The organism is Mycobacterium sp. E136, assembly GCF_001666865.1.
Lineage (GTDB): Bacteria > Actinomycetota > Actinomycetes > Mycobacteriales > Mycobacteriaceae > Mycobacterium.
In genome coordinates, this window is record NZ_LZJE01000393.1 from 21971 (window position 1) to 48415 (window position 26445).

Consider the following 26445-nt stretch of genomic DNA (forward strand, 5'->3'; position numbering starts at 1 on the left):
ACGCCGCCTCGCGGCCCACCCCGTCTACCGTGGTGCCGTGCGCTTCGACATCTCGCTTCCACAGCGCGTGGCGGCCGGCTTCGACGCCGAGGGCACTCGCGACTACCTGATCCGGGCCGAGGAACTGGGCTTCACCGGTGGGTGGACGCTGGAGCAGACGATCGGCCCGTCACCACTGCTCGCGCCGCTTCAGATGCTGGCCTGGGCCGCGGGGCAGACCGCGCGGCTCCGCCTCGGGGTGGCCGTCCTGGTCACCACCCTGCACGAACCGCTGCAGCTGGCTTCGGCGGTCACGGCCGTCGACCACCTCAGCCACGGCCGGCTCGACCTCGGTGTGGCTCCGGGCGGGGGCACCCGCAAGTTCGCCGCGTTCGGTGTCGAACCCGCCACGTTCGTCCGCGCCTTCACCGAGGGACTCGAGCTGATGAAGGCGGCGTGGTCCGACGACTCGAAGGTGACGTACCGCGGGCGTTTTCGCGACGTCGACGCGTTGCCGGTACAACCGAAGCCCGTCCAGCGGCCACACCCGCCGATCTGGTTCGGGGCCAACGCCCCCCGCGCGATCGCCAGGGCGGTGCGGCACGGCGACGCCTTCCTCGGGGCGGGATCGTCCACGACGGCCGCGTTCACCGAAGCCGTCCAGACCGTCCACCGCGAGCTCAACGAACAGAACAGGGAGGCAACGGGTTTCACGATCGGCAAGCGCGTGTACCTGATTGTCGACGACGACCCCGCGCGCGCCAGGGAGCGAGTGTTGGCAGGCCTGCACCGCATCTACGGCGGCATGGCGGGCATCGACACCGTACCGGTCTCAGGCACCCCCGCCGACGTCGTTCGAGGGCTGCGCGAGGTCATCGACGCAGGCGCCGAGATGCTTCTGCTCAACCCGGTCGGGGAGAACGTCGCCGAGGACCGCGAACAGATGGAACGTTTGGCCGCAGAGGTGATTCCCAACCTGAGGTGACGCCCCGACGCGTTGGAGAGTTTGCTAACGCTTAGGTGTTTTAACTTTTCTTGATCTTGGTGGTAAACCGGAATCATGATCGCGAAACTGAGAACCCTCGCACCGCTGCTGATGGCGGGCGCGGCGGCGACGGCGATCGCCGCGGCACCCGTCGCAATCGCCCAGAGCTATCCGGGCACGCCGATCAGTCATTCTGCACAGGGCCCCGATTACGGCGGATGCACCGCCGACGGAACATGCGGACGCGGCGGCCGCGGACGGTGGTGGAGGCTGCACCGCCGACGGGGTCTGCGGACACGGCGCCCCCTGGGGTGGCGGCGGGTGCGTCCCCGGTGTCGGCTGCTTCGAGTGGCGGCAGTAGGTCAGCGGCCCAGATAGCGGGCGTGCTGCGGGCAGTAGAGGCCGACGGCCGCGCGCATCAGTCCCGCGGCCTGCCCGCGGCTCATGCCCGCACTGGTGAGGCGGTTCACCACGCCGCGCACGACGGGCACGGGGTTGGCGGTACCGGCCAACCCGGTGGTGAGCATGTCGCAGATTCCGTGACCCAACTCGGGTAGATCGGTCTCGCCGAGCGGGATCTCCAGGGCGGCGACCTGTTCGGCGAACTTCGCGTCCACCGCCGAATTCTCATCCTGGGCGATCGCCGTCGCGGTACCTGCCGACAGTGCGAGACCGGCGGCCATGGCGATGGCGGTAAGCAGGCGGATGGACGTCATATATCTGCTCCTGACGAGTTGCGCCTACGCACAATATCGTTCGACGACGGGTGGCGTTACGCCCGCCCGAACACGAAAGCCCCCGCCGTGACGGCAGGGGCTCCCGGTCGACAGCGGACTACAGCTCGGTCGCCGAACCGCCCGCTGCGGAGATCTTGTCGCGGGCGCTGCCACTGAACTTGTGCGCGGTGACGTTCACCTTGACGGTGAGCTTGCCGTCGCCGAGCACCTTCACCAGCGTGTTCTTGCGCACCGCACCCGCGGCCACCAGCTCGTCTACGCCGACATCGCCGCCCTTCGGGAACAGCTTGTTGATGTCGCCGACGTTGACGACCTCGTACTCGGTGCGGAAGCGGTTACGGAAGCCCTTGAGCTTCGGCAGCCGCATGTGGATCGGCATCTGGCCGCCCTCGAACGTCGCGGGGACGTTCTTGCGGGCCTTGGTGCCCTTGGTGCCGCGACCCGCGGTCTTACCCTTCGAACCCTCACCGCGGCCCACACGGGTCTTGGCGGTCTTCGAACCGGGTGCCGGCTTCAGGTCGTGGAGCTTGATGGGTGTCATTTCGTCTCGACCGCCTCTACTTTGACGAGGTGATGCACGGTCTTGATCAGGCCGCGCGTCTGCGCGTTGTCCTCGCGGACGACGGACTGGCGGATCTTGCGCAGCCCCAGCGACCGCAGGCTCTCCCGCTGCTTCCAGCGCGCACCGATGGTGCTGCGCACCTGGGTGATCTTCAGCTCTGCCATGATTTACGACCCCTCACGCGCAGCCGACGCGGCGAGCGCCTCGGCCTCACGACGCGCCCGCAGCATGCCCGCGGGCGCCACGTCCTCGATCGGCAGGCCACGCCGGGCCGCGACCTCTTCGGGACGCTGCAGCAGCTTCAGCGCGGCGACGGTGGCATGCACCACGTTGATCGCGTTGTCACTGCCCAGCGACTTGGCCAGGATGTCGTGCACGCCGGCACATTCCAGCACCGCGCGAGCGGCACCGCCGGCGATCACACCGGTACCGGGGCTGGCCGGTCGCAGCATCACGACACCGGCGGCGGCTTCGCCCTGCACCGGGTGGGTGATGGTGCCGCCGATCAGCGGGACCCGGAAGAAGTTCTTGCGGGCCTCTTCGACGCCCTTGGCGATGGCGGCCGGAACTTCCTTGGCCTTGCCGTAGCCGACACCGACCATGCCCTTGCCGTCGCCGACGATCACCAGCGCGGTGAAGCTGAACCGGCGACCACCCTTGACCACCTTGGACACGCGGTTGATGGAGACGACGCGCTCGAGGTAGTTGCTCTTGTCACCGCCGTCGCGACCACGACCACCACGGTCGTCGCGGCGGCCACGTCCGTCGCGGTCTCGCGAGCCGCGGCCGTCCTGGGGGCCGCCGGCTGTTGCCTGTTCGGCCATCATGCAGTCCTTCCCATTGTGTTGAAGTCAGTCATCAGAATTGCAGTCCGCCCTCGCGCGCCGCATCGGCCAGCGCCGCGATCCGTCCGCCGTAGGTGTAACCCCCGCGGTCGAACACGACCTTGTCGATCCCTGCGGCCTTCGCGCGCTCGGCGATCAGCTGACCGACCCGCACGCTGTGCGCCTTCTTGTCCCCGTCGACCGCCCGCACGTCGGCCTCGATCGAGGACGCGGCGGCCAACGTGGTGCCTTCGAGATCGTTCACCAGCTGCACGTGGATGTGCCGCGACGAACGGTTGACCACCAACCGCGGCACCTCTGCCGTGCCGGAGATCTTCTTGCGCAACCGAGCATGGCGACGCAGCCGCGCCACCCGACGGGTCTCGGAGATGTTCTGGCCCACGGGCTTGCGCGCAGGCGCTGCCGAATCCTTTGTGGTTGAAGCCATTTCTACTTACCTGTCTTTCCGACCTTGCGGCGGATCTGCTCGCCCTCGTAGCGAATCCCCTTGCCCTTGTAGGGGTCGCTCTTGCGCAAGCGGCGGATGTTCGCCGCGACCTGGCCGACCTTCTGCTTGTCGATGCCGGAGATCGAGAACTTCGTCGGCGTCTCCACCGCGAACGTCACACCCTCGGGCGCGTTGATCGTCACCGGGTGGCTGTAGCCCAACGCGAACTCGAGGTTGGACCCCTTGAGCTGCACGCGGTAACCGACGCCGAAGATCTCCATCTTGGTGGTGTAACCCTCGGTGACGCCGGTGATCAGGTTCGCCACCAGGGTGCGCGACAGACCGTGCAGCGAGCGGCTGCGCCGCTCGTCGTCCGGACGCGTCACCACGATGGCGCCGTCGTCGTCACGGGACACCCGGATCGGGTCGGCCACCGACAGTTCGAGGGTCCCCTTGGGTCCCTTGACCGACACGTTCTGTCCGTCGATCGAGACGTCGACCCCGCTGGGGACCGGGACCGGCTGCTTTCCAATACGCGACATTTGAGCTCTACTCCCTCTCGCCTACCACACGTACGCGAGGACTTCGCCGCCCACGCCCTCTTGGGCTGCCTGGCGGTCGGTTCGGAGCCCCGACGACGTGGAGATGATCGCCACGCCGAGGCCGCCGAGAACCCGCGGCAGGTTGGTGGATTTCGCGTACACCCGCAGACCAGGCTTGGACACGCGGCGCAGACCGGCGATGCTTCGCTCCCGGCTGGGGCCGTACTTCAGTTGCACGATGAGGGACTTGCCGACCCGAGCTTCCTCGGTGCGGTAGTCGGCGATGTAGCCCTCGCGCTTCAGGATCTCGGCGATGTTGGCCTTGATCTTGGAGTGGGGCAGTGTCACCTCGTCGTGGTACGCCGAATTGGCGTTGCGCAGACGCGTCAAGAAGTCTGCGATCGGGTCCGTCATAGTCATCGAGCGCTGCTCCTCTTCGTGGCTGCGTCCCCCTCGCAGCTGCGCTGCTGGGGGCACCCCCACCGCATCGTCGTCATAGCGGTCATGACAGCGGTCTCACCTTTCTCGCGGTGGTTCCCGGTATCCGGGCCTGCCGCAACTTGTTTGGTTGGTCTGGTCTGTTGAGCTGGATTACCAGCTGCTCTTCTGCACGCCGGGCAGTTCGCCGGCGTGCGCCATTTCGCGCAGGCAGATCCGGCACAGGCCGAACTTGCGGAAGACGGCGTGCGGACGCCCGCAGCGCTGGCAGCGGGTATAGGCGCGCACCTTGAACTTCGGCTTCTTGTTGGCCTTGTTGACCAGTGCCTTCTTTGCCATTACTCAGTTCTCCTTGAACGGAAAGCCCAGCGCCCGCAGCAGCGCTCGTCCTTCGTCGTCGGTCGTCGCCGAGGTGACGACGGTGATGTCCATGCCACGGGGACGGTCGATGGAGTCCACGTCGATCTCGTGGAACACCGACTGTTCGGTCAGACCGAAGGTGTAGTTGCCGGTGCCGTCGAACTGCTTGGGCGACAGGCCGCGGAAGTCGCGGATACGCGGGAGCGCGATCGAGATCAGCCGGTCGAGGAACTCCCACATCCGGTCGCCGCGCAGCGTGACGCGGGCACCGATCGGCATGCCCTCGCGAAGCTTGAACTGCGCGATGGACTTGCGGGCCCGGCGGACCTCCGGCTTCTGGCCGGTGATCAGCGCGAGGTCGTTGACCGCGCCGTTGATCAGCTTGGCGTCGCGGGCGGCGTCGCCGACGCCCATGTTGACGACGACCTTGACCACGCCCGGAATCTGCATGACGTTGGCGTAGCCGAACTCCTTGGCCAGCGCGTCGCGGATCTCCTCGCGGTAGCGCTGCTTGAGGCGCGGCAGTGTTTTCTCAGCTGTAGTCATCTCAGATGTCCTTGCCGTTGGTCTTGGCGATGCGGACCTTCTTGCCCGTCTCCTCGTCAACCCGGTATGCGACGCGGGTGGGCTTGCCGTCGGAGTCGACGACCATCACGTTGGAGGCGTCGATCGGCGCCTCCTGGGTGACGATGCCGCCGGACTTGGCGCCGCGCTCGTTGCTCGACACCGCCGTGTGCTTCTTGATCCGGTTGACGCCCTCGACCAGCACCTTGTTGCGGGTCGGGTAGGCGACCAGCACCTTGCCCTTGGCGCCCTTGTCTTTACCGGAGATGACCAGGACGGTGTCGCCCTTGTGGACCTTCATCTACAACACCTCCGGAGCGAGCGAGACGATCTTCATGAAGCGCTTCTCGCGCAGTTCGCGGCCGACCGGCCCGAAGATGCGCGTACCACGCGGGTCGTTGTCGGGCTTGATGATGACGGCGGCGTTCTCGTCGAACTTGATGTAGCTGCCGTCGGCCCGGCGGCGTTCCTTGACGGTGCGCACGACGACGGCCTTCACCACATCACCGCGCTTGACGTTGCCGCCCGGAATGGCGTCCTTGACGGTCGCCACGATGACATCGCCGATGCCGGCGTAGCGTCGCGACGAGCCACCGAGCACACGGATGCACAAGATCTCCTTGGCGCCCGTGTTGTCGGCGACCTTGAGCCGCGATTCCTGCTGAATCACTCGATCTCCTCGACCTGGTTTTTGTATGCACGCCAGATACCGACCTGGACGTGCGCGGTCTTGCTGTCACCTATGAGCACGCGGGGCCTGCCGGAACGACTGGCCGAGGTCTGCCTAAGGCAACCGCCTGATTCTATGGGAGGACCTGCAGGAAACCAAATCGCCGCTGATCAGCGGCCCCCTGCCCCACGGGCGGGCTCGTGCGTCGACGCCGTCAGGGTATGACGATGCCGAAGTCGCCCAGCAGCGGCGAGGTCAGCGGGTCGAAGGCCGCACCCTGCGCCGGGGCCTCGACGTGCACCGCGACCAGGTAGTCGCCGCTGGTCGTCGGGATATGGGCCAGCCGGTCGCCGAACTCGACAGCGTGTTCCGGGGAGTCCGCCCACGATCCGAGCAGCTTCTGGCCGCTGAAGCCGCACAGTTCCGCCGGCAGCACGCTCAGGGTGCTGATGTCGGAGGCGGCCATGGCGTCATCGGCAAAGCGGTCGAAGGCCTCGGCGGGCGGCAGCGTCGTCCTGGCGATGGTGACCGACGCCGACATCCCGTCCGGACCGGTCAGCCGAAGGCCGACGTCACCCTGTCCCGGCGCGGTCGACCATCCCGCGGGGAGCACCACCGTGATCTTCGGCGCGGCCGGATCGGGCACGGACGCCTCTTCGTAGGGCGGCTTGGGCACATCGCAGGCGACGCCCGTCGGCGAAGGCACCGCGGTGGTCGGCACGATGCCGGGCTGTTCGGTATCGGGTTCAGCAGCGGCGCTCGTGGTCGACGACGGCGGGGCGGTGGTGGCGGAGATGGTCGTATCGGAGACGACGGCCTCTTCCGCGATCGGCGTGCCCTCGCTGTTGTCGACGCACGATGTGAGCAGACATGTCATCGCGATCGTCGGCCACACGGCGTTTTTCATGAGCTGGATCCCGCCTTGTCCTCAGTCCTGCGCGGTCCTCAGTCCTGCGCGAAAGCGCGCGCGAACTCCCTCTCCACATCGACGTACGGCTTACCCGAGACGTCGATGTTCACCTGGGTGATGGTGCCACCGGTGAAGGCGAACGGCGGCTTGTACGACCGCGAGACCGGGGATCCCGCGTTTCTGCCGATGCTCAGACTGGCACCGGCGAGCCCGAACGTCCCCGGATGCACACGCATGCCGCTGAACGTCGCGACCTGTTGGTCGTCGATGTAGAGCGCAGCGTCTCCCAACGGAGTGTGGCTGCCCTCTGCGGTTCCGGTGCGCACGTACGCGACCCCGAAAACATGCCGCCCCAACGGTATCGGGTCCGGCGTTGACAGCTGTTGTTCCTGTTCGCCCAGGAAGTTGTAGACGTAGTGGAGCCGGCCGTCCTGAATGAACATCACGTGTCCCCCGTGTGCGCCACCGTGTTTGAAGATCACACCCTCCGCGCCGGAGGTGTCGATCGTCATCTCGGCCATCACCGAGAACGACCGTCCCATGATCTCGGCCGCCGCGCCGGTGCCGACGTCGGCCGTTCCGGGGTAGTAGACGTAGGACTCGCGCTGCCCGGCGAGGCTGGGCCGCCACCGGGATATGGTGTCGAAGATGTTGAGGTCGCCCAGCGGCAGCCCGTTGTACTTGTCGGCTTCGGCGAACCACAGTTTCTTGAGTTCTTCGAGCTTGTCCGGCTTTTCGGCGGCCAGATCGTGGCACTGGCTGCGATCGCTTTCGAGGTGGAACAGCTCCCACCGGTCTTTGTCGAAGTGCGACCAACCGGCCGGGGAGGCGGCGTGGACGGTGTTGGCGAACCAGCCGTCATGCCAGATTCCCCGCGTGCCGAGCATCGTGTAGAACTGCGTGTGCTTGTCGGTCGCGGCCGACGAATCTTTGAGCGCCGCCTCGAAACTCACACCGTCCAACGGCTTTTGCGGCACTCCCCTGACCGTCTCCGGCGGCGTGATTCCCAGCAGTTCGTAGATCGTCGGGGTGACGTCGCAGACGTTGATGTAGGTGTCCAGTACCTCGCCGTGCGCGGCGATGCCCTTGGGCCAGGAGATGATTGCGGGGTCGGCGATTCCGCCCTCGTGCGACGCGTAGCGCTTGAAGAGCTTGTAGGGGGCGTTGAACGCCATCGCCCAGCCGGTCGGATAGTGGTTGTAGGTCTCCGGTCCGCCGAGATTGTCGAGCAGCCTTAGACCGTCCTCGACCGTGTCGATGTAGCCGTTGAAGAACTTGACCTCGTTGACCGAGCCGTTCGGTCCGCCTTCTCCGCTCGCCCCGTTGTCGGAGATGACGACGATGATCGTGTTGTCGAGCTGACCCGACTCCTCCAGATAGTCGAGGATGCGGCCGATCTGGGCGTCGGTGTACGACAGGAAGCCGGCGAACACCTCGGCCATGCGGGAGAAGAGGCGTTTCTCGTCGTCACTGAGGTCGCCCCAGGGACGCACCGAGTCCTGCTCCGGCCACGGTTCACCGTTGGGTCCCGTGACGTCTCCATACGGATTCATCGGTGAGAGTTCAGTATCGGCGGGGACGATACCGAGCCTCTTCTGGTTCTCGAGCACGATCTCGCGGTAACGCTCGTAGCCCATGTCGAACTTGCCGGCGTAGCGGTCGGCCCACTCCTTGAAGACGTGATGCGGCGCGTGGCCGGCTCCTGGACACACGTAGGAAAACCACGGTTTGTCCGGTGCGATGACCTTCGCGTCGCGGATGAACTCGATCGTCCTGTCCGCCAGGTCTTTTGACAGGTGGTAGCCCTCTTCCGGTGTCCCCGGCGGAGCAACGGGATGGTTGTCGTAAACCAGGTCCGGATACCACTGGTCCGTCTCACCGCCCATGAACCCGTAGAAGCGCTCGAAGCCACGCGACAGCGGCCAATGTCGCTTGGCGGAAGCCAGATTCGACTCCTCGAGGGGGGTCAGATGCCACTTTCCCACGCAGTAGGTGTTGTATCCATGCTCGACGAGCACCTCGGGCAGCAGCGCGGTGTCGAACGGAATCCGGCCGTTGCAGCCGGGAAAGCCGTCGGTGAACTCTTCGATGGTGGCCATGCCGACGGTCGTCGGATTTCGTCCGGTCAACAGTGAGGCGCGGGTCGGCGAGCAGAGCGCGGTGGTGTGGAACTGCGAGAGCCGAACGCCGCGTTCGGCGATACGGCTCATCGCCGGCATCTCGACCAGGCCGCCGAAGCAGTCCCATGTGGCGATCCCGATGTCGTCCCACACGAGGTACAGGATGTTGGGTGCGCCGTCGGGGGCGGTGGGCGCGGCGTAGGGTCCCCAGTCCGGTTCGGAGTCTCGGATGTCGAGTTCGATCTTGCCGTTGAATTCGGTCGCCATGCCCCGCCTCGGTGTCGCGTCGAAGGTTGGCCCGGAGATTACACCCGGGGCGTCTCGGTTAGCTGACGATCTGACGACGACCTCATCAACGCGAGTTGTGCCCCTGTCAAAGGGTTTGTCCCACAGGAAGCCACGGCAGCGGGACCCCTCCGGCATGGGGCGATATCACTTGAAGACCAGCCCTTTCGTATACCGTTCGCTCTTGTGACCAAGTCGCTGCAGGCCTTCGATGAGTGGCTCAACCGCTCACTCGAAGAGTGCGCGCGCAACGCCGGCCTTGATGTCGAGTCCTATGTCGCGCGCGCGGTCGCGTCGCAGATGGTCGCCGACCAGATGCGCACGAAGGTTTCGGCGAAGGAACTGCTTGCCCACCTCTCGCAGTCCGGGGTGCTCGCCAGCGACGAGATGCCGGACGTATCGGCCGCCGTCACGGACCCCGACAGGCTGAGGTCCCTGCACTCCACCGGACTCATGGATACGCCGCCGGACCCTGCCTACGACCGCATCACCCAGGCAGCCGCCGAAGCGCTGCATACGCCCTTCGCGGCCGTGACCCTGGTCGATGCCGACCGCACGTATTACAAGAGCACCGCTGGGATGGGCAAGCTGTCAATCGAGGAGCGGCAGATGCCGTTCGACCAATCCATCTGCCAGTACACGGTCGCCGACGGCACCCCCCTCGTGCTCGAGGACGCCAGGATCGACCCCGTGTTCAGCAACCATCCGGTGGTCCGGGGCGGTGCGATGGCTGCATACCTCGGCATTCCCTTGATTGATCATGAGGGCCGCGCAATCGGCACGTTGTGTGTGTCCGACAGCAAGCCCCGGCAGTGGGGCACGGGCCACGTCCAGATCTTGAGCGACCTGGCGCAACTTGCCGTGGAGCGCATGTTCGGGCAAAGCCCGAGCCCATGACGCGTATGCCCCAGCTAACACGCCGTCGTTGTGTTTCGAGGCGCGGCGCCTTCGGACAACGGGTTGGCGAGTCATATTGACGTACTGGTGGGTAAAGTACCCCTAGTATGAGTTGCCACTTCCGTTCAAGAGAGTGATAAATGCAGCTTAAGGCCGATGTTTCGGACCACGCGTCAAGTAGCCAGCGGACCGTTCCGCAGCTGACGGTCGTGCCGGATCCGGCTCATGGATCGCTCGGTAACCGAACGCCGCGCTGGGTCGAGGTCCTTCGCGTCGATCCCTGGTACTCCGTGATCACGGTGGTGCTCGACGCCGTCCCCGCGGTGGCCGCGGTTGTCCTGGCGCATTGGTGGATTCCTGGCGATTTGGAGAACGAGCGCAACGTCGCGCTGACCTCGTGGCTCTTCATCCCAATGCTGCTCATCGTGATGGGCGCCCGGTCGATGTACCGACAGAAGCTGAACGAAGGATTCCTCGACCAGTTCGAGCCCGTCGCAACCTCGATAGCGTTGGCCGCTCTGGGGACGTTGACCATCATGGTGCTCTTGGTGCCGCGCCTCCCGATCGGCGAGGTTCTGTCCCCGTACGTGCGCCCGAGCGAGATCGTCCTGAAGATCTGGCTCTGCGCGGCTCTTCTCGTACCGGCAGTGCGCCTGTCGAGGTCGTTGGTGAACCGATGGCTGCGGCGGAAATGGCAGGTCGGCAGGCCCGCACTGATCGTCGGCTCCGATCCGGTCGCCCACCAACTCATCGCCCGCATGCGTGAAATCCGCGACTACGGCATGTGGCCCGTGGGTGTGCTGGACGATTTCCGGCCGCAAGACGTCGAGATGTTCGACGTGCCTTACCTCGGCCGCACACACGACCTCGAGGCCGCTGCGCGCGCTACACGCGCCGAGGAGCTCGTCATCGCTCCGTCCCAGCTGCCCGACGAACAGCTGGCACGCACCGCCCAGCTGGCTCAGGAACTCGGGATGCGCGTTCGGGTGGTCCCGCGGCTGATGGACGTCGTCGGCACCGGCACCCGGATCGAGCACATGGGCGGCGTACCGCTGATGGTGCTCACTCGCGTCGATCCGAAGGGCTGGCAGTTCGCCGTCAAACATTGCGTCGATCGCGTCGCTTCCCTGATCGGGCTCGTACTGATCTCGCCTCTGCTCGCTGTCCTCGCCCTAGCCGTGAAGTTCAGTTCGCCGGGCCCGATCTTATTCGCCCAACCGCGGATCGGCCGCGACGGAAAAGTCTTCGGTTGTTTGAAGTTCCGCACCATGCGCCAGCCTGACGCGTCGGAGACGGATTTCGACCTGGACGAAGGCACGGCGCCCGGAGGAGTCGAGGGTTCGGACCGACGCACGCGGATCGGCCGCATCATGCGCAGGGCGTCGCTGGACGAACTGCCCCAGTTGGTCAACGTGCTGCGCGGCGAGATGAGCCTTGTGGGCCCCCGGCCGGAACGGCCGGAGTTCGTCGAGTTGTTCGAGATGCACGTGCGTCGCTACGGCCAGCGCCACAGGGTGAAGGCGGGTATGACGGGCTGGGCTCAGGTCCACGGTTTCCGTGGGCAGACGTCGATCGCCGACCGCGCCGAGTGGGACAACTACTACATCGACAACTGGACGCTGTTCCTCGATCTCAAGATTTTGGTCTTGACGGTCCTCGCGGTGCTCCGGCCCGCCGAAGACTGAACCCCCGCACGACCAAAACCGAAAAACCCCCGACACATTACGTGCGGGGGTTTCCGTTGGCGGTGCGCCCTATTTGGCCTTCTCGAGGATCTCGACGAGCCGCCAGCGCTTGGTCGCCGACAGCGGACGGGTCTCCATCAGCGACACCCGGTCGCCGATGCCCGCGATGTCGTTTTCGTCGTGCGCCTTGACCTTCTTGGTGGTGCGGATGATCTTGCCGTAGAGCGGGTGGCTCTTACGATCTTCCAGCTCGACCACGATGGTCTTCTGCATCTTGTCCGACACCACGTAACCGATGGCCGTCTTACGCCGGCCGCGCTCTTCTTCCTTACGCGGCGTGTACTTGGGGCCTGCCCCTTTGTTCTCTGCCATTACGAATCCTCACCCACGGGTCCGGAGGCCAGACCCAACTCACGTTCGCGCAGCACGGTGTACACACGCGCGATTTCCTGACGCACCGTGCGAAGCCGGCGGTTGTTCGACAACTGGCCGGTCGCCATCTGGAAGCGCAGGTTGAACAGCTCTTCCTTGGACTCGCGCAGCCGATCCTTCAGTTCGTCGTCGGTCAGCTCGCGCAGTTCGCCCGGCGTCACTCCCACTGCCATCAGAAGTGCTCCTCTCGGGTAACGATGCGTGCCTTGATCGGCAGCTTGTGGATCGCACGGGTCAGCGCGGCCCGGGCGGTCGCCTCGTCGGGGTAGCTCAGCTCGAAGAGCACGCGACCTGGCTTGACGTTGGCCACCCACCACTCCGGCGAACCCTTGCCGGAACCCATGCGGGTCTCGGCCGGCTTCTTGGTCAGCGGGCGGTCCGGGAAGATGTTGATCCACACCTTGCCGCCACGCTTGATGTGCCGGTTGATCGCGATACGAGCCGACTCGATCTGCCGGTTGGTGATGTAGGCGTGTTCCAACGCCTGGATGCCATAGTCACCGAAGCTCACCGTCGTGCCGCCGCTGGCGATGCCGCGCTGTCTCGGGTGGTGTTGCTTACGGTGCTTGACCTTGCGGGGAATCAACATGATTCAGCTCTCCGTGTTTTCCGTGGGCGTCTCGACCGCAGCCGCTGCCTGCGCAGCCGCGGCGTTGTCTGCCACACTGCCTGCCGGAGCGGTGCCGCTCTCGGAACCGCCGGTGGCCGCCCGGCCGGCTTCGGTGCTCGTCGCGGTGGTGCCCGACGCGCCGCTACGGCGAGGCCGGGTGCCCGACGGACGCTCGCGACGCGGACGATCCGCACCCGCGGGCACCGCAGCGGCCAGCTCACGCTTGCCACCGACGATGTCGCCCTTGTAGATCCACACCTTCACGCCGATACGGCCGAAGGTGGTCTTGGCCTCGTACAGGCCGTAGTCGATGTCGGCGCGCAGCGTGTGCAGCGGCACCCGACCTTCGCGGTAGAACTCCGAGCGGCTCATCTCGGCGCCACCGAGGCGGCCCGAGCACTGCACGCGGATGCCCTTGACGTTCGGCTGCCGCATCGCGGACTGGATCGCCTTGCGCATGGCGCGGCGGAACGCCACGCGGTTGGACAGCTGCTCGGCGACGCCCTGGGCCACCAACTGCGCCTGCGACTCGGGGTTCTTGACCTCGAGGATGTTCAGCTGCACCTGCTTGCCGGTCAGCTTCTCCAGATCGGCGCGAATGCGGTCGGCTTCGGTGCCACGGCGGCCGATCACGATGCCAGGACGAGCGGTGTGGATGTCGACGCGCACGCGGTCGCGGGTGCGCTCGATCTCCACGTCGGCGATGCCGGCGCGCTCGAGACCGGTGGCCAGCAGCCGTCGGATCGCCACGTCTTCCTTGACGTAATCCTTGTACTGCTTATCGGCGTACCACCGGGACTTCCAGTCGGTGGTGATACCGAGCCGGAAGCCGTGGGGATTGATTTTCTGGCCCACTACTCCGAGCCCTCCTTCGCATCGGACGCTTCAGCAGTCGACTTCTCGGCCTTGGTGCTGGCCTTCGCCTCTGCCGACTTCTTGGGCGCTGACTTCTTGGCTGGAGAGTTCTGGGCGGCCTTGTTGGCGGGTGCCTTCGTGGCCGCTTCAGCGCTCTTGGCCTTGCTGCCCTGAGCGCGACGTGCGCGCGCCGCGCTGGCCGACTGGCCGCTGCCACGCTGCTCCTGGCTCACTCGGCTTTCCAGGACCACCGTGATGTGGCTGGTGCGCTTGCGGATCCGGAAAGCACGGCCCTGGGCGCGCGGCCGGATGCGCTTGGCGGTCGGGCCCTCGTCGGCGTAGACGGTGGCGACCACGAGGGTGGACGGATCCAGGCCCTCGTTGTTCTGCGCATTGGCCGCCGCGCTCGCGATGACCTTGGCGACCGGCTCGCTGGCCGCCTGCGGCGCCCACCGCAGGATGTCCAGCGCTTCGGACACCGACTTGCCGCGCACCAGGTCAATGACCCGGCGCGCCTTCGTCGCCGACACGCGCACGAAGCGCGCCTTGGCGACGGCAGACGGATATTCAGTCGTGATACTCATCAAAAGCCTTTGCTCTTCGCGCAAGCGCTCATCGGCGCTTAGCCTTCCGGTCGTCCTTGATGTGACCCTTGAATGTGCGGGTCGGGGCGAACTCGCCGAGCTTGTGACCCACCATCGCCTCGGTGACGAACACCGGGACATGCTTGCGGCCGTCATGCACCGCAAAGGTGTGCCCGATGAAGTCGGGGATGATGGTCGACCGACGCGACCAGGTCTTGATGACCTGCTTGGTGTTCTTCTCGTTCTGTGCGTCGACCTTCTTCAACAGATGGTCGTCGACGAACGGACCCTTCTTCAGGCTGCGTGGCATATTCCTTTACCTGCCTACTCTCAGCGCTTCTTGCCGGTGCGCCGGCGACGGACGATGAGCTTGTTGCTCGCTTTGTTGGGCTTGCGGGTACGGCCTTCGGGCTTACCCCACGGGCTCACCGGGTGGCGACCACCGGAGGTCTTACCCTCACCGCCACCGTGCGGGTGGTCGACCGGGTTCATCACGACGCCACGGACGGTGGGACGCTTGCCCTTCCACCGCATGCGGCCGGCCTTGCCCCAGTTGATGTTCGCCTGCTCGGCGTTGCCGACCTCACCGACGGTGGCGCGGCAGCGCACGTCGACGCGGCGGATCTCACCGGACGGCATACGCAGCGATGCGTAAGTGCCCTCCTTGCCCAGCAGCTGAATGCTGGACCCGGCCGAACGCGCGAGCTTGGCTCCGCCGCCCGGTCGCAACTCGACCGCGTGCACGAGCGTGCCCGCGGGGATGTTGCGCAGCGGAAGATTGTTGCCCGGCTTGATGTCGGCGTTCGGACCCGACTCGACGATGGTGCCCTGCTTGAGACCCTCGGGGGCGATGATGTAGCGCTTCTCGCCGTCGAGGTAGTGCAGCAGTGCGATGTTCGCGGTGCGGTTCGGGTCGTACTCGATGTGCGCGACCTTGGCGTTGACGCCGTCCTTGTCGTTGCGACGGAAGTCGATCACCCGGTAGGCGCGCTTGTGCCCGCCACCCTTGTGCCGAGTGGTGATGCGCCCGTGTGCGTTTCGGCCGCCCCGACCGTGCAGCGGACGAACCAGCGACTTCTCCGGATGGTCGCGGGTGATCTCAGCGAAATCGGAGACGCTGGCACCGCGGCGACCTGGGGTCGTCGGCTTGTACTTACGAATTGCCATGATTCTCTAAGTTCTTTCTGCCGGCTAGGCCGGCGCTCCGAACAGGTCGATGGGCTTGCTGCCTGCGGCCAGCGTCACGATGGCGCGCTTGGTGCTCTTGCGCTTCCCGTATCCGGTCCGGGTGCGCTTGCGCTTGCCCTGCCGGTTGGCGGTGTTCACCGAGTCGACCTTGACGCCGAAGATCTTCTCGATCGCGATCTTGATCTGCGTCTTGTTCGAGTCGGGATGCACGACGAACGTGTAGACGTTGTCCTCGATCAACCCGTACGACTTCTCGGAGATGACCGGCGACAGGATGATGTCGCGGGGATCAGTGACGGTCGCCATCAGGCCGACACCTCCTCTTTCGCAGTCTGGTTGGCGCTGATGTAGGCGTTGAGCGCCTCGACACTGAAGATCACGTCGTCAGCGTTCAGCACGTCGTAGGTGTTGAGCTGATCGGGCGAAAGCACGTGCACGCCGGGGAGATTGCGCACGCTCTTGGCGCCCACCTCGTCGGTGCGGCCGATGACCAGAAGCACCTTGCGGCGATCGGTCAGCGTGGCCAGGAACGCCTTGGCGCTCTTGGTCGACGGGGTCTGACCCTCGACGATCTCGGTGACCGCGTGGATCCGGTCGTTGCGCGCGCGGTCCGACAGCGCACCGCGCAAAGCGGCGCGGATCATCTTCTTCGGGGTCCGCTCGCTGTAGTCGCGCGGCTTGGGACCGTGCACCGTGCCACCGCCGGAGAACTGCGGGGCGCGGATCGAGCCCTGACGCGCGCGGCCGGTGCCCTTCTGCCGGTACGGCTTCTTGCCGCCGCCGGAGACCTCACCGCGGGTCTTGGTGGAGTGCGTGCCCTGCCGTGCCGCGGCCAACTGCGCCGTCACCACCTGGTGCATCAGCGCGATGTTCGCCTCGACGTCGAACAGCTCGGCGGGCAGCTCGACGGAGCCGTCCTTCTTACCCGCCGGGGTGTGGACATCAACTTTGAGAGCTCCGCCTGTGTTGCTCCTCGCGTCCGCGGTCACTTCTCGCTCCTCTTGATTGCGCTGCGGACCATCACGAGCCCGCCGTTACGGCCGGGGATAGCGCCCTTGATCAACAGCACGCCGTTCTCGGCATCGACCTTGTGCACCAACAGGTTCTGCGTCGTCACGCGGTCGTTGCCCATACGGCCCGACATACGCGTGCCCTTGAACACCCGGCCCGGTGTGGCGCAGCCACCGATGGAGCCGGGGCGGCGGTGCACAGCCTGCGCGCCGTGGCTGGCGCCCTGACCGCGGAAGCCGTGCCGCTTCATCGTGCCGGCGAAACCCTTGCCCTTGCTGGTGCCGGTCACGTCGACATAGGCGCCGTCGGCGAAGATCTCGGCGGTCAGCTCCTGACCGACCTCGTATTCGGCGACGGCGGACTCGTCATCGAGCCGCAACTCGGCCAGATGCCGGCGCGGGTTCACCCCGGCGGCCGAATACTGGCCCGTCACAGGCTTGTTCACCTTCCGAGGGCTGATCTCGCCGTAGGCCAGCTGCACAGCGCTGTACCCGTCGCGCTCCGGCGTACGGATGCGCGTCACCACGTTAGGCCCGGCCTTGACGACCGTCACCGGCACGACCCGGTTGTTCTCGTCGAACACCTGTGTCATGCCCAGCTTGGTGCCCAGAATGCCTCGCCGCGGGGCGGCGGATTTACTACCGCTAGCCATGTTCTGGTTCTCCTACTGGATGTTGACGTCGACGCTGGCCGGCAGATCGATGCGCATCAGAGCGTCAACGGTCTTCGGCGTCGGGTCGAGGATGTCGATCAGCCGCTTGTGAGTGCGCATCTCGAAGTGCTCCCGCGAGTCCTTGTACTTGTGCGGGGACCGGATGACGCAGTACACGTTCTTCTCAGTCGGCAGCGGCACAGGACCAACCACGCTGGCGCCGGTTCTGGTGACCGTTTCCACGATCTTGCGCGCCGAGGCGTCGATCGCCTCGTGGTCGTAGGCCTTGAGCCTGATGCGGATCTTCTGTCCCGCCACGCTTCTCCTACCTCACTCATACTGGGCCCGGTTGGGCCGCTCTCACCGGCGCAGTCATGCTGCTATGCCGCCGCTGTTCTTCTGTCTGTGGTCCACCGGTCCCCGCGGTCGGGTGTGTCGCCCGCACACGCACTCGTCCGCTCCGAAAATCGTCGCGATCGAGATTGGCACCGGATGCGCCCGGTTGGGCGCCGGTCGTATGCCCCGGCCACGCGGTCCGAACAGGCACCGTCCCGGCTCAAGGCAACCCGAACAGTATGCCCTAGAAAACGGCACGCTCCAAATCCCTGGCCACGGGAAACCCGGCTGCGGGGACGCCGGCGGCCGCAGTCGACCTTACCGCGCAGTAAGTATGCCGCCCGGGCCGCTGCGACCTCTACATATCGCGTCTGGCGATCGGTCGCGGTAGGTGCCGTGGCCCTCGCGGACGAGTCCGTGGGCACCGAAGATGAGGACCTCGTTGACCAGTCCGCCGCGGTGATTGCGGTAGTTGATCACCAACGTCGACTCACCGCGGTAGACGCCGACGACCTCGAAGTGCAGATCCGGCTGGGTAGCCAACGCCGCGACCCAGTACTGACGCAACGCATCCTTGCCGCGCACCACTCCCCCGGTCGGCGGTAACACCCGCGCGGCGACCGGCGAGGTGAACAGCACGTCGTCGGTGAAATGCGCGAGCACGGCCTCGACATCGTGCGCGTTCCACGCGCGCACCCAGTCGTCGGCGAAGCGTTCGGGGTCAGGGGTCGGCACGCGATCAGCCTCGCAGACCCGCCCAGAAAGCGCACTGGTGTTTTTCGGCGAAGTCCGTGATGACGCGGTTGCCGTTTGGTTCCAATGACATCCGCTCTCCCGCAGGGGAATTCGCCAGCTTCGGCCAGTCGGGTCCTGGCGACCCGGTTGCGACGAACCGCGCCCAGTAGTCGATCATCTCGTCGGACAGTCGCTCTTGCGCGGGGCTCAGCGCCGTCGCACCGCCGACGTCGAACAGATACCGCAACTCCAGCGAGTGCGCCGCCCCGATCGGGAACGGTGCTGCGTGCAGCGGTTCGGGCGCAGGCGCGTCTTGGTCGCCGAACTCGTATGCATAGACCGGCCGGTCCGCCATGGCGCCGGCCATCCGGTCGGCCACGCACGCGAAGTCGGCAGAAGTCACCGCCGCCGAGTACGCCAGCGCGACGTTGCCGCCGTACCGGTCGGGCGGATACCGCTCCGCCACGGCGGGGGCATGCGGCCCGAACGCCAGGGCCAGCAGTTCGGGGTAGTGACCAGCGTCGAACGGGCGGCCGCCCAGCGTCTGCAGCGCGGCGAACAAGGCGAATTCGTCCGCGGTGGTGCCGATCATGACCGGCACGCGGGCGGCCTTACCGTCGGTGATCGCGGCGAACGAGTTCTCGGGCAGCGCCTCGGTGCCCGCGACCGGACCGCTCAGCCGTTCCGTGCCGAATCGGGCGTAGGTGAGCGGCTTTTGCAAACGGTCCGCGGGTAGCGACCGAAGGCAGTCCGCGGCGACGCGGGGATCGGCGCATCCAACGTCTGCCGCGTAGGCGACGCTGGCCTGCTGGGCGGCGGGCAGGTCGTACTGCGCCTGACATGGCGCGCTCTGGATGATCGCCGCGTTGAACAGGCCGCGCGATCCAGGAGCGACGAGGTGGTCGCACACCGCCATCCCGCCCGCCGACTCGCCCGCGATGGTGACCTTGTCGGGATCGCCGCCGAATCCGGCGATGTTGTCGCGGACCCAGCGCAGCGCGGCCTGCTGGTCGGCGAGGCCGTAGTTTCCGACATCACCGCCGGAGCCGAACGCCGGGTGGGCGAGGAAGCCCAGGGCGCCGAGTCGGTAGTTGATCGTGACGACGACGATGCCGCGCTCGGCCATGCGTCGTGCTGGGTAGATGTCGCCGCTGCCGTTGAGGAAGCTGCCGCCGTGGATCCACACCAGCACCGGACGCTTCTCATCTGAGGGCGGCGGGGTCCAGACGTTGAGGGTCAGACAGTCCTCGCTGGGTGGCCGCCGGTCGACGTCGGAGCTGGTGTCCTGGATGCACCGCGCGCCGGGGCGCGTCGCGTCGCGAAATCCCGCCCACGGCGCTACCGGCGCGGGTGGCTGCCAACGCAGCGCTCCGACCGGCGGTGCCGCATAAGGGATTCCGGCGAAGTAACGGTGATCGTCGGCGATAGTCCCTCGCACTGCGCCCGCGGCGGTTCGCACCACCCCGGGATCGACGGGCACATCCACGGCGGCGGTCTCGCCCTGGCCGCACCCGGACAGCGCGAGGGCGAGCAGAACGAGCAACGCCATCGCGCGCCGGGGGCCGCGCCGGGCCGGCCGCCCACCCAGTCCACTCGCCACGTCGCGAGCGTACTGAGCCGATGCGGGCCCCAAGCCGCGCCATCGCTTAGAGTGCGTACTTGACAGCTGTCAAGAATGACCCTGAGCGAGGGAACTATGAGCACGCCGATCATCGACGACGCCGCCAAGGTGCTGGCGGACCCGAAGGCCTACGCCGACGAGGCGAGCCTGCACGCCGCGTTGACCCACCTGCGCAAGAACGCCCCGGTGTCCCTGGTCGACGTGCCCGACTACCGGCCGTTCTGGGCCGTCACCAAGCACGCCGACATCATGGCGATCGAGCGCGACAACGAGCTGTGGATCAACGCCCCGCGCCCGATGCTCGTCACGGCCGCTACCGACGACCTCTCACAGGCCAACCTCGCCGCAGGCGGCGGGCTGCGCACGCTCATCCACATGGACGACCCGCTGCACCGCGACATCCGAAAGATCGGCGCGGACTGGTTCCGCCCCAAGGCGATGCGCGCGCTGAAGACCCGGGTCGACGAGCTCGCCAAGATCTACGTCGACAAGATGGTCGAAAAGGGTCCCGAATGCGACTTCGTCCAAGAGGTCGCGGTGAATTTCCCGCTGTACGTGATCCTTTCGCTGCTCGGCCTGCCCGAATCGGACTTCGGCCGCATGCTCAAGCTCACCCAGGAGATGTTCGGCGGCGACGACGACGAGTTCACCCGCGGCAAGAGCGCGCAGGAACTGCACGAGGTCATCACCGACTTCTTCCGCTACTTCACCGCGTTGACCGCCGAACGCCGGGCCAACCCCACCGACGACCTGGCCTCGGCGATTGCCAACGCCAAGATCGACGGCGAATACCTCAACGACGTCGACTGCCTGTCCTACTACGTCATCGTCGCGAGCGCCGGGCACGACACCACGAGCGCCGCGATCTCGGGTGGTCTGCTGGCGTTGATCGAGAACCAGGACCAGCTCGCCCGCCTGAAGGCTAACCCGGAGCTGATGGGCACCGCGGTCGAGGAGATGATCCGCTGGACCACCCCGGTCAAGGAGTTCATGCGCACCGCCACGGCCGACACAGAGGTCCGCGGCGTGCCGATCAAACAGGGCGAGTCGGTGCTGCTGTCCTACGTCTCGGCCAACCGCGACGAGGACATCTTCTACGAACCGTTCCGCTTCGACGTAGGTCGCGACCCGAACAAGCACCTCTCGTTCGGATATGGCGTGCACTTCTGTCTCGGCGCCGCACTCGCGCGCATGGAGATCAACAGTTTCTTCACCGAACTGGTGCCGCGGCTCGATTCGATCGAGCTGGCCGGCGACCCGGAGTTCATCGCGACGATCTTCGTCGGCGGGCTCAAGCACCTGCCGATCAAGTACGCGCTGCGCTGAGGCTCGGCGCCATCGGGTGACCTCGCGGTGATGGAGCTCACCCTCGCGGCACGACGTGGTGGCAGTCACATAGACTGCACTTGACACCCGTCAAGTCGTTTCCGAGGAGCTTCATGAGCACGCCGACGATGGACCAGGAATCACAGGAAGCCGCGAAGGTGTTCGCCGACCCCAAGGCGTACGCCGACGAAGACCGGCTGCAGGCCGCGCTGGCTCATCTTCGGGCCCACAACCCGGTCCCCTATGTGGACCATCCGCCGTATCGGCCGTTCTACGCGATCACCAAGCACGCCGACATCATGGAGATCGAGCGGGCGAACAACCTGTGGTTGAGCGAGCCACGGCCGCTTCTGGCGACCGCCGAGGCCGACGACCTCGCGCGGGCTCAACTCGAGGCCGGCATGGGGCTGCGCACGTTGATCCACATGGACGATCCGCATCACCGCGACGTCCGCAAGATCGGCGCAGATTGGTTCCGCCCCAAGGCGATGCGTGATTTGAAGGTCCGGGTGGACGAGCTGGCCAAGCGCTACGTCGACACGATGCGCGACATCGGACCGGAGTGCGACTTCGTCGAGGACATCGCGGTGCACTACCCGCTCTATGTCATCCTGTCGCTGCTCGGCCTGCCCGAGGAGGACTTCCCGCGCATGCTCAAGCTGACCCAGGAGATCTTCGGCGGCGACGACGAGGAGTACCAGCGCGGCACCACTCCCGAAGAGAAGCTGCAGACGGTGATCGAGTTCTTCGCCTACTTCCACGAACTGACCGCCTCACGACGGGCCAACCCCACCGACGATCTGGCGTCGGCCATCGCCAACGGCACCATCAACGGTGAGCCGCTCTCCGATGTCGACACCGCGTCGTACTACGTCATCGTCGCGACCGCAGGCCACGACACCACCAAGGACGCGATCTCCGGCGGCCTTCGCGCGCTGATCGACAATCCCGACCAACTCGCCCGGCTGAAGGCGCAGCCGGAACTGATGGGCACCGCGGTCGAGGAGATGATCCGCTGGAGCACCCCGGTCAAGGAGTTCATGCGCACGGCCGCCGAAGACACCGAGGTCCGCGGCGTGCCGATCGCCAAGGGTGAATCCGTTTATCTCGCTTACGCATCCGCCAACCGCGACGAAGACGTGTTCGACGAGCCGTTCAAGTTCGACGTGGGGCGCGATCCGAACAAGCACCTGTCCTTCGGATACGGGGTGCACTTCTGTCTCGGCGCCGCGTTGGCGCGCATGGAGATGAACAGCCTGTTCACCGAATTGCTACCGCGGTTGGATTCGATCGAACTGGCCGGCGAACCCGAACTCGCCGCGACGGTGTTCGTCGGCGGGCTCAAGCATCTCCCGATTCGGTATTCGTTGAGGTGATCCCGCTCGGCCTCTTCGCGTGAGTGGCCAGAAAGCCATCCACCGCGGCCTCGGCGCATGCGTGGTAATCGAAGTCGGCGACGGTCGACAACCTGCCGAGAATCAACGGGCCGATGAGCAGCGACAGCGTCTGCAAGCGGTCCACCTCGTCCAGCTCATTGGCCGCCTGCGGACCATCGAGAATCGCGTCGAAGGGTGCCGAGTACAGCGCGATGATGCGTGACCTCAAGGTGCCGACCGCATCCAAATTCGGCTCCTGCACTTCGGAATACGTCCCCACATCGGGACCGGAGGCCATCCACGTCATGGCCGTGAGCATTGTCGGCACCTCGGCGATGGACTCCGCCCACCCGACAACGACCGCGATCAACTGATCGCGCAGGCTGCCCTCGGCGGGCGGCATCGGCGCAGGGTTGAGCAGGCTCATGAACGCCGCAGCCATCAGATCGTTGGCGCTGGAGAAGTGGCGGTACAGGGTGGCACGCGCGACGTTGGCGGTGCGGGTGACCGCATCGATCGTGACCGCACTCGGGCCGCCGGCTCGCAGCAGCGTCGTCGCCGCTTCGAGCAAGCGGGCCCGGGACCGCGCGGGCCTCGGGTCGGTACTCGCCCCGCTCATCGTTTAACCCACCTCCTCGCCGGGAACAAGACTATCGGTCTCACAACAAGACTGTTAGTCTCAAAAATCTTCGGCGGAAGAGAGCGACACATGGTCGACACCCTCAGCCGGTCTGATCAGGATATCGGCGCCAGCGTCGCGGACCTGTCGACCCGAGCGCGCGTCTGGTTACTCACGGTGGCCTGCATGGGTGTCGCGCTGGCGATCAGCTCGATGGTGGCGCTCAATGCCGCGCTGCCCGACATCGCGGTCGAAACCACGGCCACCCAGGCGCAGTTGACGTGGGTCGTCGACGGTTACACCTTGGTGCTGGCATGCCTGTTGCTGCCCGCCGGTGCGATCGGCGACCGGTACGGTCGCCGCGGCGCACTGCTCGCCGGGCTGGCCATCTTCACCCTCGCCTCGGCCGCACCGCTCGTCGTCGAGGGTCCGGTCGCCCTGATCGTCGCCCGCGCCGTGGCCGGTGTCGGTGCGGCGTTCGTGATGCCGGCGACGTTGTCGCTGCTGACGGCCGCTTACCCGAAGTCCGAGCGCAACAAGGCAGTTGGCATCTGGGCAGGCGTCGCCGGCTCGAGCGCGGTGGTCGGGTTCCTGGGATCCGGTGTACTGCTTCACTTCTGGTCGTGGCAGTCCATCTTCTGGGCCTTCGCGATCTCCGGTGCGGGGCTGTTCGGCCTCGCCTGCACCGTGGCCTCGTCGCGCGATCAGCAAGCCACACCGCTGGACTGGTCGGGAGCCTTGCTGGTCGGTGGGGCCGTCGCGGTCTTCGTCTACGGGGTGCTCGAGGCGCCCACCCACGGCTGGACGCATCCACTGGTATACGGATGCATGGCAGCGGGGGTTGTCTTGGCGGCCGCGTTCGCATTGTGGGAATTGCGCAGCGCGCACCCGTTGCTCGACATTCGGTTGTTCGCCAAGGCCGAATTCACCACCGGCGCCGTGGTGGTGACGTTCTTCTTCCTTGCGAACTTCGGCTTCTTCTTCGTGGCAATGCAGTACATGCAGTTGTTACTCGGCTACAGCCCACTGCAGACGGCATTCGCGTTGGCGCCCCTGGTCGCCCCTCTGTTGGTCCTCAGCCTGGCGACACCGTGGTATCTGCCGCGGTTGGGTCTGAGAATTGTCCTGTCCACCGGCCTGACACTGATCGCGGTCGGGTTGTTCTACATGCAAACACTCGAGGTCGACTCGCCATACCTGGACCTCGCGCTGCCGTTGCTCATCATGTCGACGGGCATCGGATTTTGCACGGCACCAGCGACTTCGGCGATCATGGGTGCGGTGCCGGACGAGAAGCAGGGCGTCGCGTCGGCGGTCAACGACACCACCCGAGAGATCGGCGCAGCCCTGGGCATCGCGGTGGCGGGCTCGGTGCTCGCCGCTCAGTACGGCGATAGGCTGCGACCCCATCTGGACGGACTACCGGAAGCGCTCCGCACAGCCGCGTCGAACTCGTTGGCCGAGGCGCTCGAAGTATCTGCCCGGCTGGGCCCGCAGGGCGCCACGCTGTCACAGGCCGCCCGGCTGGCGTTCGTGGAATCGATGCACGTCTCCCTGATCGCGCTCGGCACACTGTGCGCGGTAGCCGCGGCGTTCATCGCAGTGTGGGCGCCCGGCCGCGACGGGAGGCAGTTGCGCTTCCTGGAGCGACTGACCTCGCGGTCAGACGATGAACTCGGCGGCTCGGTGCCCGAGCATGACGATGGTGGCGTGCGGTCCGCGGCTCGGAATCACCGGTAGCACCGACCCGTCGACGACCCACAACCCCGTGATGCCGTACACCCGGCATCGCGGGTCGACAACCGCGATGTCGTCGCCTTCGGCGCCCATCGGCGCGGTCCCCGAGAGGTGCTGCGACGTCGACCATGAGGTCGGTCCGACTTCGGCTGTCGCGCTGATGAGTTCGCGCGACAGCGCGACTCCGGCGCGGAGCTTGTCGACATCGTCGGGCTCGCTGTCGTAACGGTGCTCGATGATCGGAGGCACATCGGGATCGGCGCTGACGATGCGTACCACGCCCCGCGATGTCGGTCGCATCAACGTCACCCCGATGTGGGGACGGTCTGCCGGATCGTCGCGCCGACCGCTCACCATCGCCCCGAAACCCGCGGTATACGGCCGGATTTCGAGACCGTCGTCGGTGATGAGCACGGCTTCGAGTGGCGGCAGGCCGTGGGTCTCGGTCCAGTTCACCGGCAGCACCAACTCGGGATGGTCCGACATCACCACGCCCACCGGGAGATCCGCCGTTGTCGGGATGCCCGCGGCTGCCAGTACCTCGGGTGGGCCCACACCGGACAGCATCAGCAGGTGGGCCGACCCGATTGCGCCGGCACACAACACGATGCGGTCGGCCTCGAGATAGGCTGCGCCGCCACGACTCGTGCACTCCACGCCGACCGCCTCGCCGTCGACGATGCGGATGCGTCGCACGCGGGTGTCGGTGAGCAGCGTGAGGTTAGAGCGAGACAGTGCGGGGTGAAGGTAGGCCCCGCCGGGACCCATCCGGGTGCCCTGGTGGATGTTCAGCGGCACCGCCCCGACTCCGCCGCCCACCGGGTGCTCGGTGGTGGAGCCGTTCAGATCGGTTATCCACGGATGTCCGGCCGCCGTCGCGGCATTCACGAATGAGGCTGTGCAGCCGTCGAATTCGGATACGCGCCGCACCGTTATCGGCCCGTCCGACCCATGTACAGCGGTGTCGAAGTCGAGGTCGGTCTCGATGGCGCGGAAGTGCGGGAGCACGTCCGACCACGTCCAGCCGGGCAGTCGCAAGTCGTTGAAGTCGGACGGTAGCGCGCGGCAGAAGTAGCCGCCGTTGACGGCCCCGGAGCCGCCCACCACCTCGCCGCGCATGAGCATCGCGTGGCGGACCGGGTCGACGGTCAGGGTCGTCGGGTACCGGCGCACCACCGAGCTGGCCGTGCCGATCGGGAGCCGCAGTCCGTCGCTGATCTGCGCCGACACGTGGGGGTCGGACGGTCCAGGTCCGGCTTCGACCACCGTGACGGTGCACTCCGGATCGGCGGAGAGCCGCTCGGCCAGAACGGATCCGGCGCTACCGGCACCGACGATCAGGACGTCACTGCGCACG

Annotated in this window: 34 protein-coding genes; 6 read left to right on the forward strand and 28 right to left on the reverse strand. The window is 66.4% G+C overall.

The window, feature by feature from the left end; genetic code table 11:
* The first annotated feature begins 37 nt into the window (after positions 1–37).
* Complete coding sequence (locus tag A5698_RS26685) at positions 38–964, forward strand: LLM class flavin-dependent oxidoreductase (RefSeq protein WP_068303343.1); 927 nt, start codon at positions 38–40, stop codon at positions 962–964.
* 362 nt (positions 965–1326) lie between these two features.
* On the opposite strand, the gene A5698_RS26690 is transcribed toward A5698_RS26685, so the two are convergent.
* The 13 genes from A5698_RS26690 to A5698_RS26750 form a co-directional block, all read right to left on the reverse strand.
* Entirely contained in the window at positions 1327–1680 is a 354-nt protein-coding gene (locus A5698_RS26690) for a DUF732 domain-containing protein (RefSeq protein ID WP_068303280.1), read from the reverse strand.
* Positions 1681–1798: 118 nt separating this feature from the next.
* The gene (gene rplO, locus A5698_RS26695; RefSeq protein ID WP_067091072.1) at positions 1799–2242 is read right to left on the reverse strand and encodes a 50S ribosomal protein L15; all 444 of its coding nucleotides are present in this window, start codon (positions 2240–2242) and stop codon (positions 1799–1801) included.
* A complete protein-coding gene (gene rpmD, locus A5698_RS26700; RefSeq protein ID WP_059165151.1) occupies positions 2239–2427 on the reverse strand; it encodes a 50S ribosomal protein L30 in 189 nt (62 codons plus the stop codon). Before rpmD ends, rplO begins: the two co-directional genes overlap by 4 nt.
* Positions 2428–2430: 3 nt before the next feature.
* Positions 2431–3087, reverse strand: coding sequence for a 30S ribosomal protein S5 (rpsE, locus tag A5698_RS26705; protein ID WP_090279624.1), 657 nt, complete (start codon positions 3085–3087; stop codon positions 2431–2433).
* A 34-nt stretch (positions 3088–3121) separates the two neighbouring features.
* Positions 3122–3535, reverse strand: a complete 414-nt coding sequence (gene rplR / locus A5698_RS26710) for a 50S ribosomal protein L18 (protein ID WP_067298459.1) — start codon at positions 3533–3535, stop codon at positions 3122–3124.
* A gap of 2 nt (positions 3536–3537) precedes the next feature.
* Complete coding sequence (gene rplF / locus A5698_RS26715) at positions 3538–4077, reverse strand: 50S ribosomal protein L6 (protein WP_067298458.1); 540 nt, start codon at positions 4075–4077, stop codon at positions 3538–3540.
* A gap of 21 nt (positions 4078–4098) precedes the next feature.
* The gene (gene rpsH / locus A5698_RS26720; protein WP_068303282.1) at positions 4099–4497 is read right to left on the reverse strand and encodes a 30S ribosomal protein S8; all 399 of its coding nucleotides are present in this window, start codon (positions 4495–4497) and stop codon (positions 4099–4101) included.
* 171 nt (positions 4498–4668) lie between these two features.
* Positions 4669–4854 (reverse strand): type Z 30S ribosomal protein S14, encoded by a 186-nt coding sequence (locus A5698_RS26725; protein ID WP_059101363.1) that lies wholly within the window; start codon positions 4852–4854, stop codon positions 4669–4671.
* A 3-nt stretch (positions 4855–4857) separates the two neighbouring features.
* On the reverse strand, positions 4858–5421 hold the full coding sequence (gene rplE, locus A5698_RS26730; RefSeq protein ID WP_067091055.1) for a 50S ribosomal protein L5: 564 nt from the start codon (positions 5419–5421) through the stop codon (positions 4858–4860).
* 1 nt (position 5422) lies between these two features.
* On the reverse strand, positions 5423–5740 hold the full coding sequence (gene rplX / locus A5698_RS26735; RefSeq protein ID WP_067091052.1) for a 50S ribosomal protein L24: 318 nt from the start codon (positions 5738–5740) through the stop codon (positions 5423–5425).
* The gene (gene rplN / locus A5698_RS26740) at positions 5741–6109 is read right to left on the reverse strand and encodes a 50S ribosomal protein L14 (RefSeq protein WP_067091049.1); all 369 of its coding nucleotides are present in this window, start codon (positions 6107–6109) and stop codon (positions 5741–5743) included. It lies immediately after the preceding gene.
* A gap of 214 nt (positions 6110–6323) precedes the next feature.
* Positions 6324–7016, reverse strand: coding sequence for a hypothetical protein (locus A5698_RS26745; protein WP_068303285.1), 693 nt, complete (start codon positions 7014–7016; stop codon positions 6324–6326).
* Positions 7017–7054: 38 nt separating this feature from the next.
* On the reverse strand, positions 7055–9406 hold the full coding sequence (locus A5698_RS26750; RefSeq protein ID WP_068303288.1) for an arylsulfatase: 2352 nt from the start codon (positions 9404–9406) through the stop codon (positions 7055–7057).
* A 204-nt stretch (positions 9407–9610) separates the two neighbouring features.
* On the opposite strand from A5698_RS26750, the gene A5698_RS26755 reads away from it, so the two are divergent.
* Both A5698_RS26755 and A5698_RS26760 read left to right on the forward strand, forming a co-directional pair.
* Positions 9611–10321 carry a GAF domain-containing protein gene (locus A5698_RS26755; RefSeq protein ID WP_068303291.1) on the forward strand — a complete coding sequence of 237 codons (711 nt, stop codon included), beginning with the start codon at positions 9611–9613 and terminating at the stop codon, positions 10319–10321.
* Between the two features lie 140 nt (positions 10322–10461).
* Positions 10462–12006 carry an exopolysaccharide biosynthesis polyprenyl glycosylphosphotransferase gene (locus A5698_RS26760; protein WP_068303294.1) on the forward strand — a complete coding sequence of 515 codons (1545 nt, stop codon included), beginning with the start codon at positions 10462–10464 and terminating at the stop codon, positions 12004–12006.
* 69 nt (positions 12007–12075) lie between these two features.
* Here A5698_RS26760 and rpsQ read toward each other — a convergent pair whose 3' ends face one another.
* The 13 genes from rpsQ to A5698_RS26825 all read right to left on the reverse strand — a co-directional run bounded on the left by rpsQ (position 12076) and on the right by A5698_RS26825 (position 19958).
* Complete coding sequence (gene rpsQ, locus A5698_RS26765; RefSeq protein WP_067091031.1) at positions 12076–12378, reverse strand: 30S ribosomal protein S17; 303 nt, start codon at positions 12376–12378, stop codon at positions 12076–12078.
* Positions 12378–12611: a 50S ribosomal protein L29 gene (gene rpmC, locus A5698_RS26770; protein ID WP_059101354.1), complete on the reverse strand. Its 234-nt coding sequence runs from the start codon at positions 12609–12611 to the stop codon at positions 12378–12380. The genes rpsQ and rpmC overlap by 1 nt, the downstream gene beginning before the upstream one ends.
* Entirely contained in the window at positions 12611–13027 is a 417-nt protein-coding gene (gene rplP / locus A5698_RS26775; RefSeq protein WP_059101353.1) for a 50S ribosomal protein L16, read from the reverse strand. Before rplP ends, rpmC begins: the two co-directional genes overlap by 1 nt.
* Positions 13028–13030: 3 nt before the next feature.
* Entirely contained in the window at positions 13031–13903 is an 873-nt protein-coding gene (gene rpsC / locus A5698_RS26780; RefSeq protein WP_067091026.1) for a 30S ribosomal protein S3, read from the reverse strand.
* Positions 13903–14487 carry a 50S ribosomal protein L22 gene (gene rplV / locus A5698_RS26785; protein WP_068303297.1) on the reverse strand — a complete coding sequence of 195 codons (585 nt, stop codon included), beginning with the start codon at positions 14485–14487 and terminating at the stop codon, positions 13903–13905. The genes rpsC and rplV overlap by 1 nt, the downstream gene beginning before the upstream one ends.
* Before the next feature lie 28 nt (positions 14488–14515).
* Positions 14516–14797, reverse strand: a complete 282-nt coding sequence (rpsS, locus tag A5698_RS26790; protein ID WP_007167837.1) for a 30S ribosomal protein S19 — start codon at positions 14795–14797, stop codon at positions 14516–14518.
* Between the two features lie 20 nt (positions 14798–14817).
* On the reverse strand, positions 14818–15654 hold the full coding sequence (gene rplB / locus A5698_RS26795) for a 50S ribosomal protein L2 (RefSeq protein ID WP_067091022.1): 837 nt from the start codon (positions 15652–15654) through the stop codon (positions 14818–14820).
* 24 nt (positions 15655–15678) lie between these two features.
* A complete protein-coding gene (gene rplW, locus A5698_RS26800; RefSeq protein WP_067091015.1) occupies positions 15679–15981 on the reverse strand; it encodes a 50S ribosomal protein L23 in 303 nt (100 codons plus the stop codon).
* Positions 15981–16664 carry a 50S ribosomal protein L4 gene (gene rplD, locus A5698_RS26805; protein WP_068303299.1) on the reverse strand — a complete coding sequence of 228 codons (684 nt, stop codon included), beginning with the start codon at positions 16662–16664 and terminating at the stop codon, positions 15981–15983. The genes rplW and rplD overlap by 1 nt, the downstream gene beginning before the upstream one ends.
* Entirely contained in the window at positions 16661–17338 is a 678-nt protein-coding gene (rplC, locus tag A5698_RS26810) for a 50S ribosomal protein L3 (RefSeq protein WP_068303302.1), read from the reverse strand. The genes rplD and rplC overlap by 4 nt, the downstream gene beginning before the upstream one ends.
* Positions 17339–17350: 12 nt before the next feature.
* Positions 17351–17656 (reverse strand): 30S ribosomal protein S10, encoded by a 306-nt coding sequence (rpsJ, locus tag A5698_RS26815; RefSeq protein WP_003883485.1) that lies wholly within the window; start codon positions 17654–17656, stop codon positions 17351–17353.
* A 336-nt stretch (positions 17657–17992) separates the two neighbouring features.
* The gene (locus tag A5698_RS26820) at positions 17993–18409 is read right to left on the reverse strand and encodes a YybH family protein (RefSeq protein WP_084792641.1); all 417 of its coding nucleotides are present in this window, start codon (positions 18407–18409) and stop codon (positions 17993–17995) included.
* Positions 18410–18413: 4 nt separating this feature from the next.
* Positions 18414–19958, reverse strand: a complete 1545-nt coding sequence (locus tag A5698_RS26825) for a carboxylesterase/lipase family protein (protein ID WP_068303305.1) — start codon at positions 19956–19958, stop codon at positions 18414–18416.
* Positions 19959–20105: 147 nt separating this feature from the next.
* Between A5698_RS26825 and A5698_RS26830 the strand changes: the two genes are divergently transcribed.
* Together A5698_RS26830 and A5698_RS26835 are read left to right on the forward strand one after the other, a co-directional pair.
* On the forward strand, positions 20106–21356 hold the full coding sequence (locus A5698_RS26830; protein WP_068303308.1) for a cytochrome P450: 1251 nt from the start codon (positions 20106–20108) through the stop codon (positions 21354–21356).
* Between the two features lie 113 nt (positions 21357–21469).
* Positions 21470–22732, forward strand: coding sequence for a cytochrome P450 (locus tag A5698_RS26835; protein ID WP_068303311.1), 1263 nt, complete (start codon positions 21470–21472; stop codon positions 22730–22732).
* Here the strand turns inward: A5698_RS26835 and A5698_RS26840 are convergent.
* A complete protein-coding gene (locus A5698_RS26840; RefSeq protein WP_068303314.1) occupies positions 22698–23351 on the reverse strand; it encodes a TetR/AcrR family transcriptional regulator in 654 nt (217 codons plus the stop codon). The two genes, A5698_RS26835 and A5698_RS26840, sit on opposite strands and share 35 nt — an antisense overlap.
* 90 nt (positions 23352–23441) lie before the next feature.
* On the opposite strand from A5698_RS26840, the gene A5698_RS26845 reads away from it, so the two are divergent.
* On the forward strand, positions 23442–25091 hold the full coding sequence (locus A5698_RS26845) for an MFS transporter (RefSeq protein ID WP_068303316.1): 1650 nt from the start codon (positions 23442–23444) through the stop codon (positions 25089–25091).
* Here the strand turns inward: A5698_RS26845 and mftG are convergent.
* On the reverse strand, positions 25014–26444 hold the full coding sequence (mftG, locus tag A5698_RS26850; RefSeq protein WP_068303318.1) for a mycofactocin dehydrogenase MftG: 1431 nt from the start codon (positions 26442–26444) through the stop codon (positions 25014–25016). The genes A5698_RS26845 and mftG overlap by 78 nt on opposite strands.
* Position 26445 lies beyond the last annotated feature (1 nt).

Excerpts from the sequence above, each read along its gene's own strand:
- rpsS (WP_007167837.1), bottom strand. The coding sequence starts at position 14,797 with ATGCCACGCAGCCTGAAGAAGGGTCCGTTCGTCGACGACCATCTGTTG.
- rplB (WP_067091022.1), bottom strand. The coding sequence starts at position 15,654 with ATGGCAATTCGTAAGTACAAGCCGACGACCCCAGGTCGCCGCGGTGCC.
- rpsQ (WP_067091031.1), bottom strand. The coding sequence starts at position 12,378 with ATGGCAGAGAACAAAGGGGCAGGCCCCAAGTACACGCCGCGTAAGGAA.
- A5698_RS26840 (WP_068303314.1), bottom strand. The coding sequence starts at position 23,351 with ATGAGCGGGGCGAGTACCGACCCGAGGCCCGCGCGGTCCCGGGCCCGC.
- rplF (WP_067298458.1), bottom strand. The coding sequence starts at position 4,077 with ATGTCGCGTATTGGAAAGCAGCCGGTCCCGGTCCCCAGCGGGGTCGAC.
- A5698_RS26835 (WP_068303311.1), top strand. The coding sequence starts at position 21,470 with ATGAGCACGCCGACGATGGACCAGGAATCACAGGAAGCCGCGAAGGTG.
- rplX (WP_067091052.1), bottom strand. The coding sequence starts at position 5,740 with ATGAAGGTCCACAAGGGCGACACCGTCCTGGTCATCTCCGGTAAAGAC.
- rplV (WP_068303297.1), bottom strand. The coding sequence starts at position 14,487 with ATGAGTATCACGACTGAATATCCGTCTGCCGTCGCCAAGGCGCGCTTC.
- rplO (WP_067091072.1), bottom strand. The coding sequence starts at position 2,242 with ATGACACCCATCAAGCTCCACGACCTGAAGCCGGCACCCGGTTCGAAG.
- rplR (WP_067298459.1), bottom strand. The coding sequence starts at position 3,535 with ATGGCTTCAACCACAAAGGATTCGGCAGCGCCTGCGCGCAAGCCCGTG.
- rpmD (WP_059165151.1), bottom strand. The coding sequence starts at position 2,427 with ATGGCAGAGCTGAAGATCACCCAGGTGCGCAGCACCATCGGTGCGCGC.
- A5698_RS26830 (WP_068303308.1), top strand. The coding sequence starts at position 20,106 with ATGAGCACGCCGATCATCGACGACGCCGCCAAGGTGCTGGCGGACCCG.
- A5698_RS26760 (WP_068303294.1), top strand. The coding sequence starts at position 10,462 with ATGCAGCTTAAGGCCGATGTTTCGGACCACGCGTCAAGTAGCCAGCGG.
- rplP (WP_059101353.1), bottom strand. The coding sequence starts at position 13,027 with ATGTTGATTCCCCGCAAGGTCAAGCACCGTAAGCAACACCACCCGAGA.
- rpsE (WP_090279624.1), bottom strand. The coding sequence starts at position 3,087 with ATGGCCGAACAGGCAACAGCCGGCGGCCCCCAGGACGGCCGCGGCTCG.
- A5698_RS26750 (WP_068303288.1), bottom strand. The coding sequence starts at position 9,406 with ATGGCGACCGAATTCAACGGCAAGATCGAACTCGACATCCGAGACTCC.
- A5698_RS26845 (WP_068303316.1), top strand. The coding sequence starts at position 23,442 with ATGGTCGACACCCTCAGCCGGTCTGATCAGGATATCGGCGCCAGCGTC.
- rpsH (WP_068303282.1), bottom strand. The coding sequence starts at position 4,497 with ATGACTATGACGGACCCGATCGCAGACTTCTTGACGCGTCTGCGCAAC.
- rpmC (WP_059101354.1), bottom strand. The coding sequence starts at position 12,611 with ATGGCAGTGGGAGTGACGCCGGGCGAACTGCGCGAGCTGACCGACGAC.
- A5698_RS26725 (WP_059101363.1), bottom strand. The coding sequence starts at position 4,854 with ATGGCAAAGAAGGCACTGGTCAACAAGGCCAACAAGAAGCCGAAGTTC.
- A5698_RS26745 (WP_068303285.1), bottom strand. The coding sequence starts at position 7,016 with ATGAAAAACGCCGTGTGGCCGACGATCGCGATGACATGTCTGCTCACA.
- A5698_RS26690 (WP_068303280.1), bottom strand. The coding sequence starts at position 1,680 with ATGACGTCCATCCGCCTGCTTACCGCCATCGCCATGGCCGCCGGTCTC.
- rplE (WP_067091055.1), bottom strand. The coding sequence starts at position 5,421 with ATGACTACAGCTGAGAAAACACTGCCGCGCCTCAAGCAGCGCTACCGC.
- rplW (WP_067091015.1), bottom strand. The coding sequence starts at position 15,981 with ATGGCGACCGTCACTGATCCCCGCGACATCATCCTGTCGCCGGTCATC.
- A5698_RS26825 (WP_068303305.1), bottom strand. The coding sequence starts at position 19,958 with ATGGCGTTGCTCGTTCTGCTCGCCCTCGCGCTGTCCGGGTGCGGCCAG.
- rplC (WP_068303302.1), bottom strand. The coding sequence starts at position 17,338 with ATGGCTAGCGGTAGTAAATCCGCCGCCCCGCGGCGAGGCATTCTGGGC.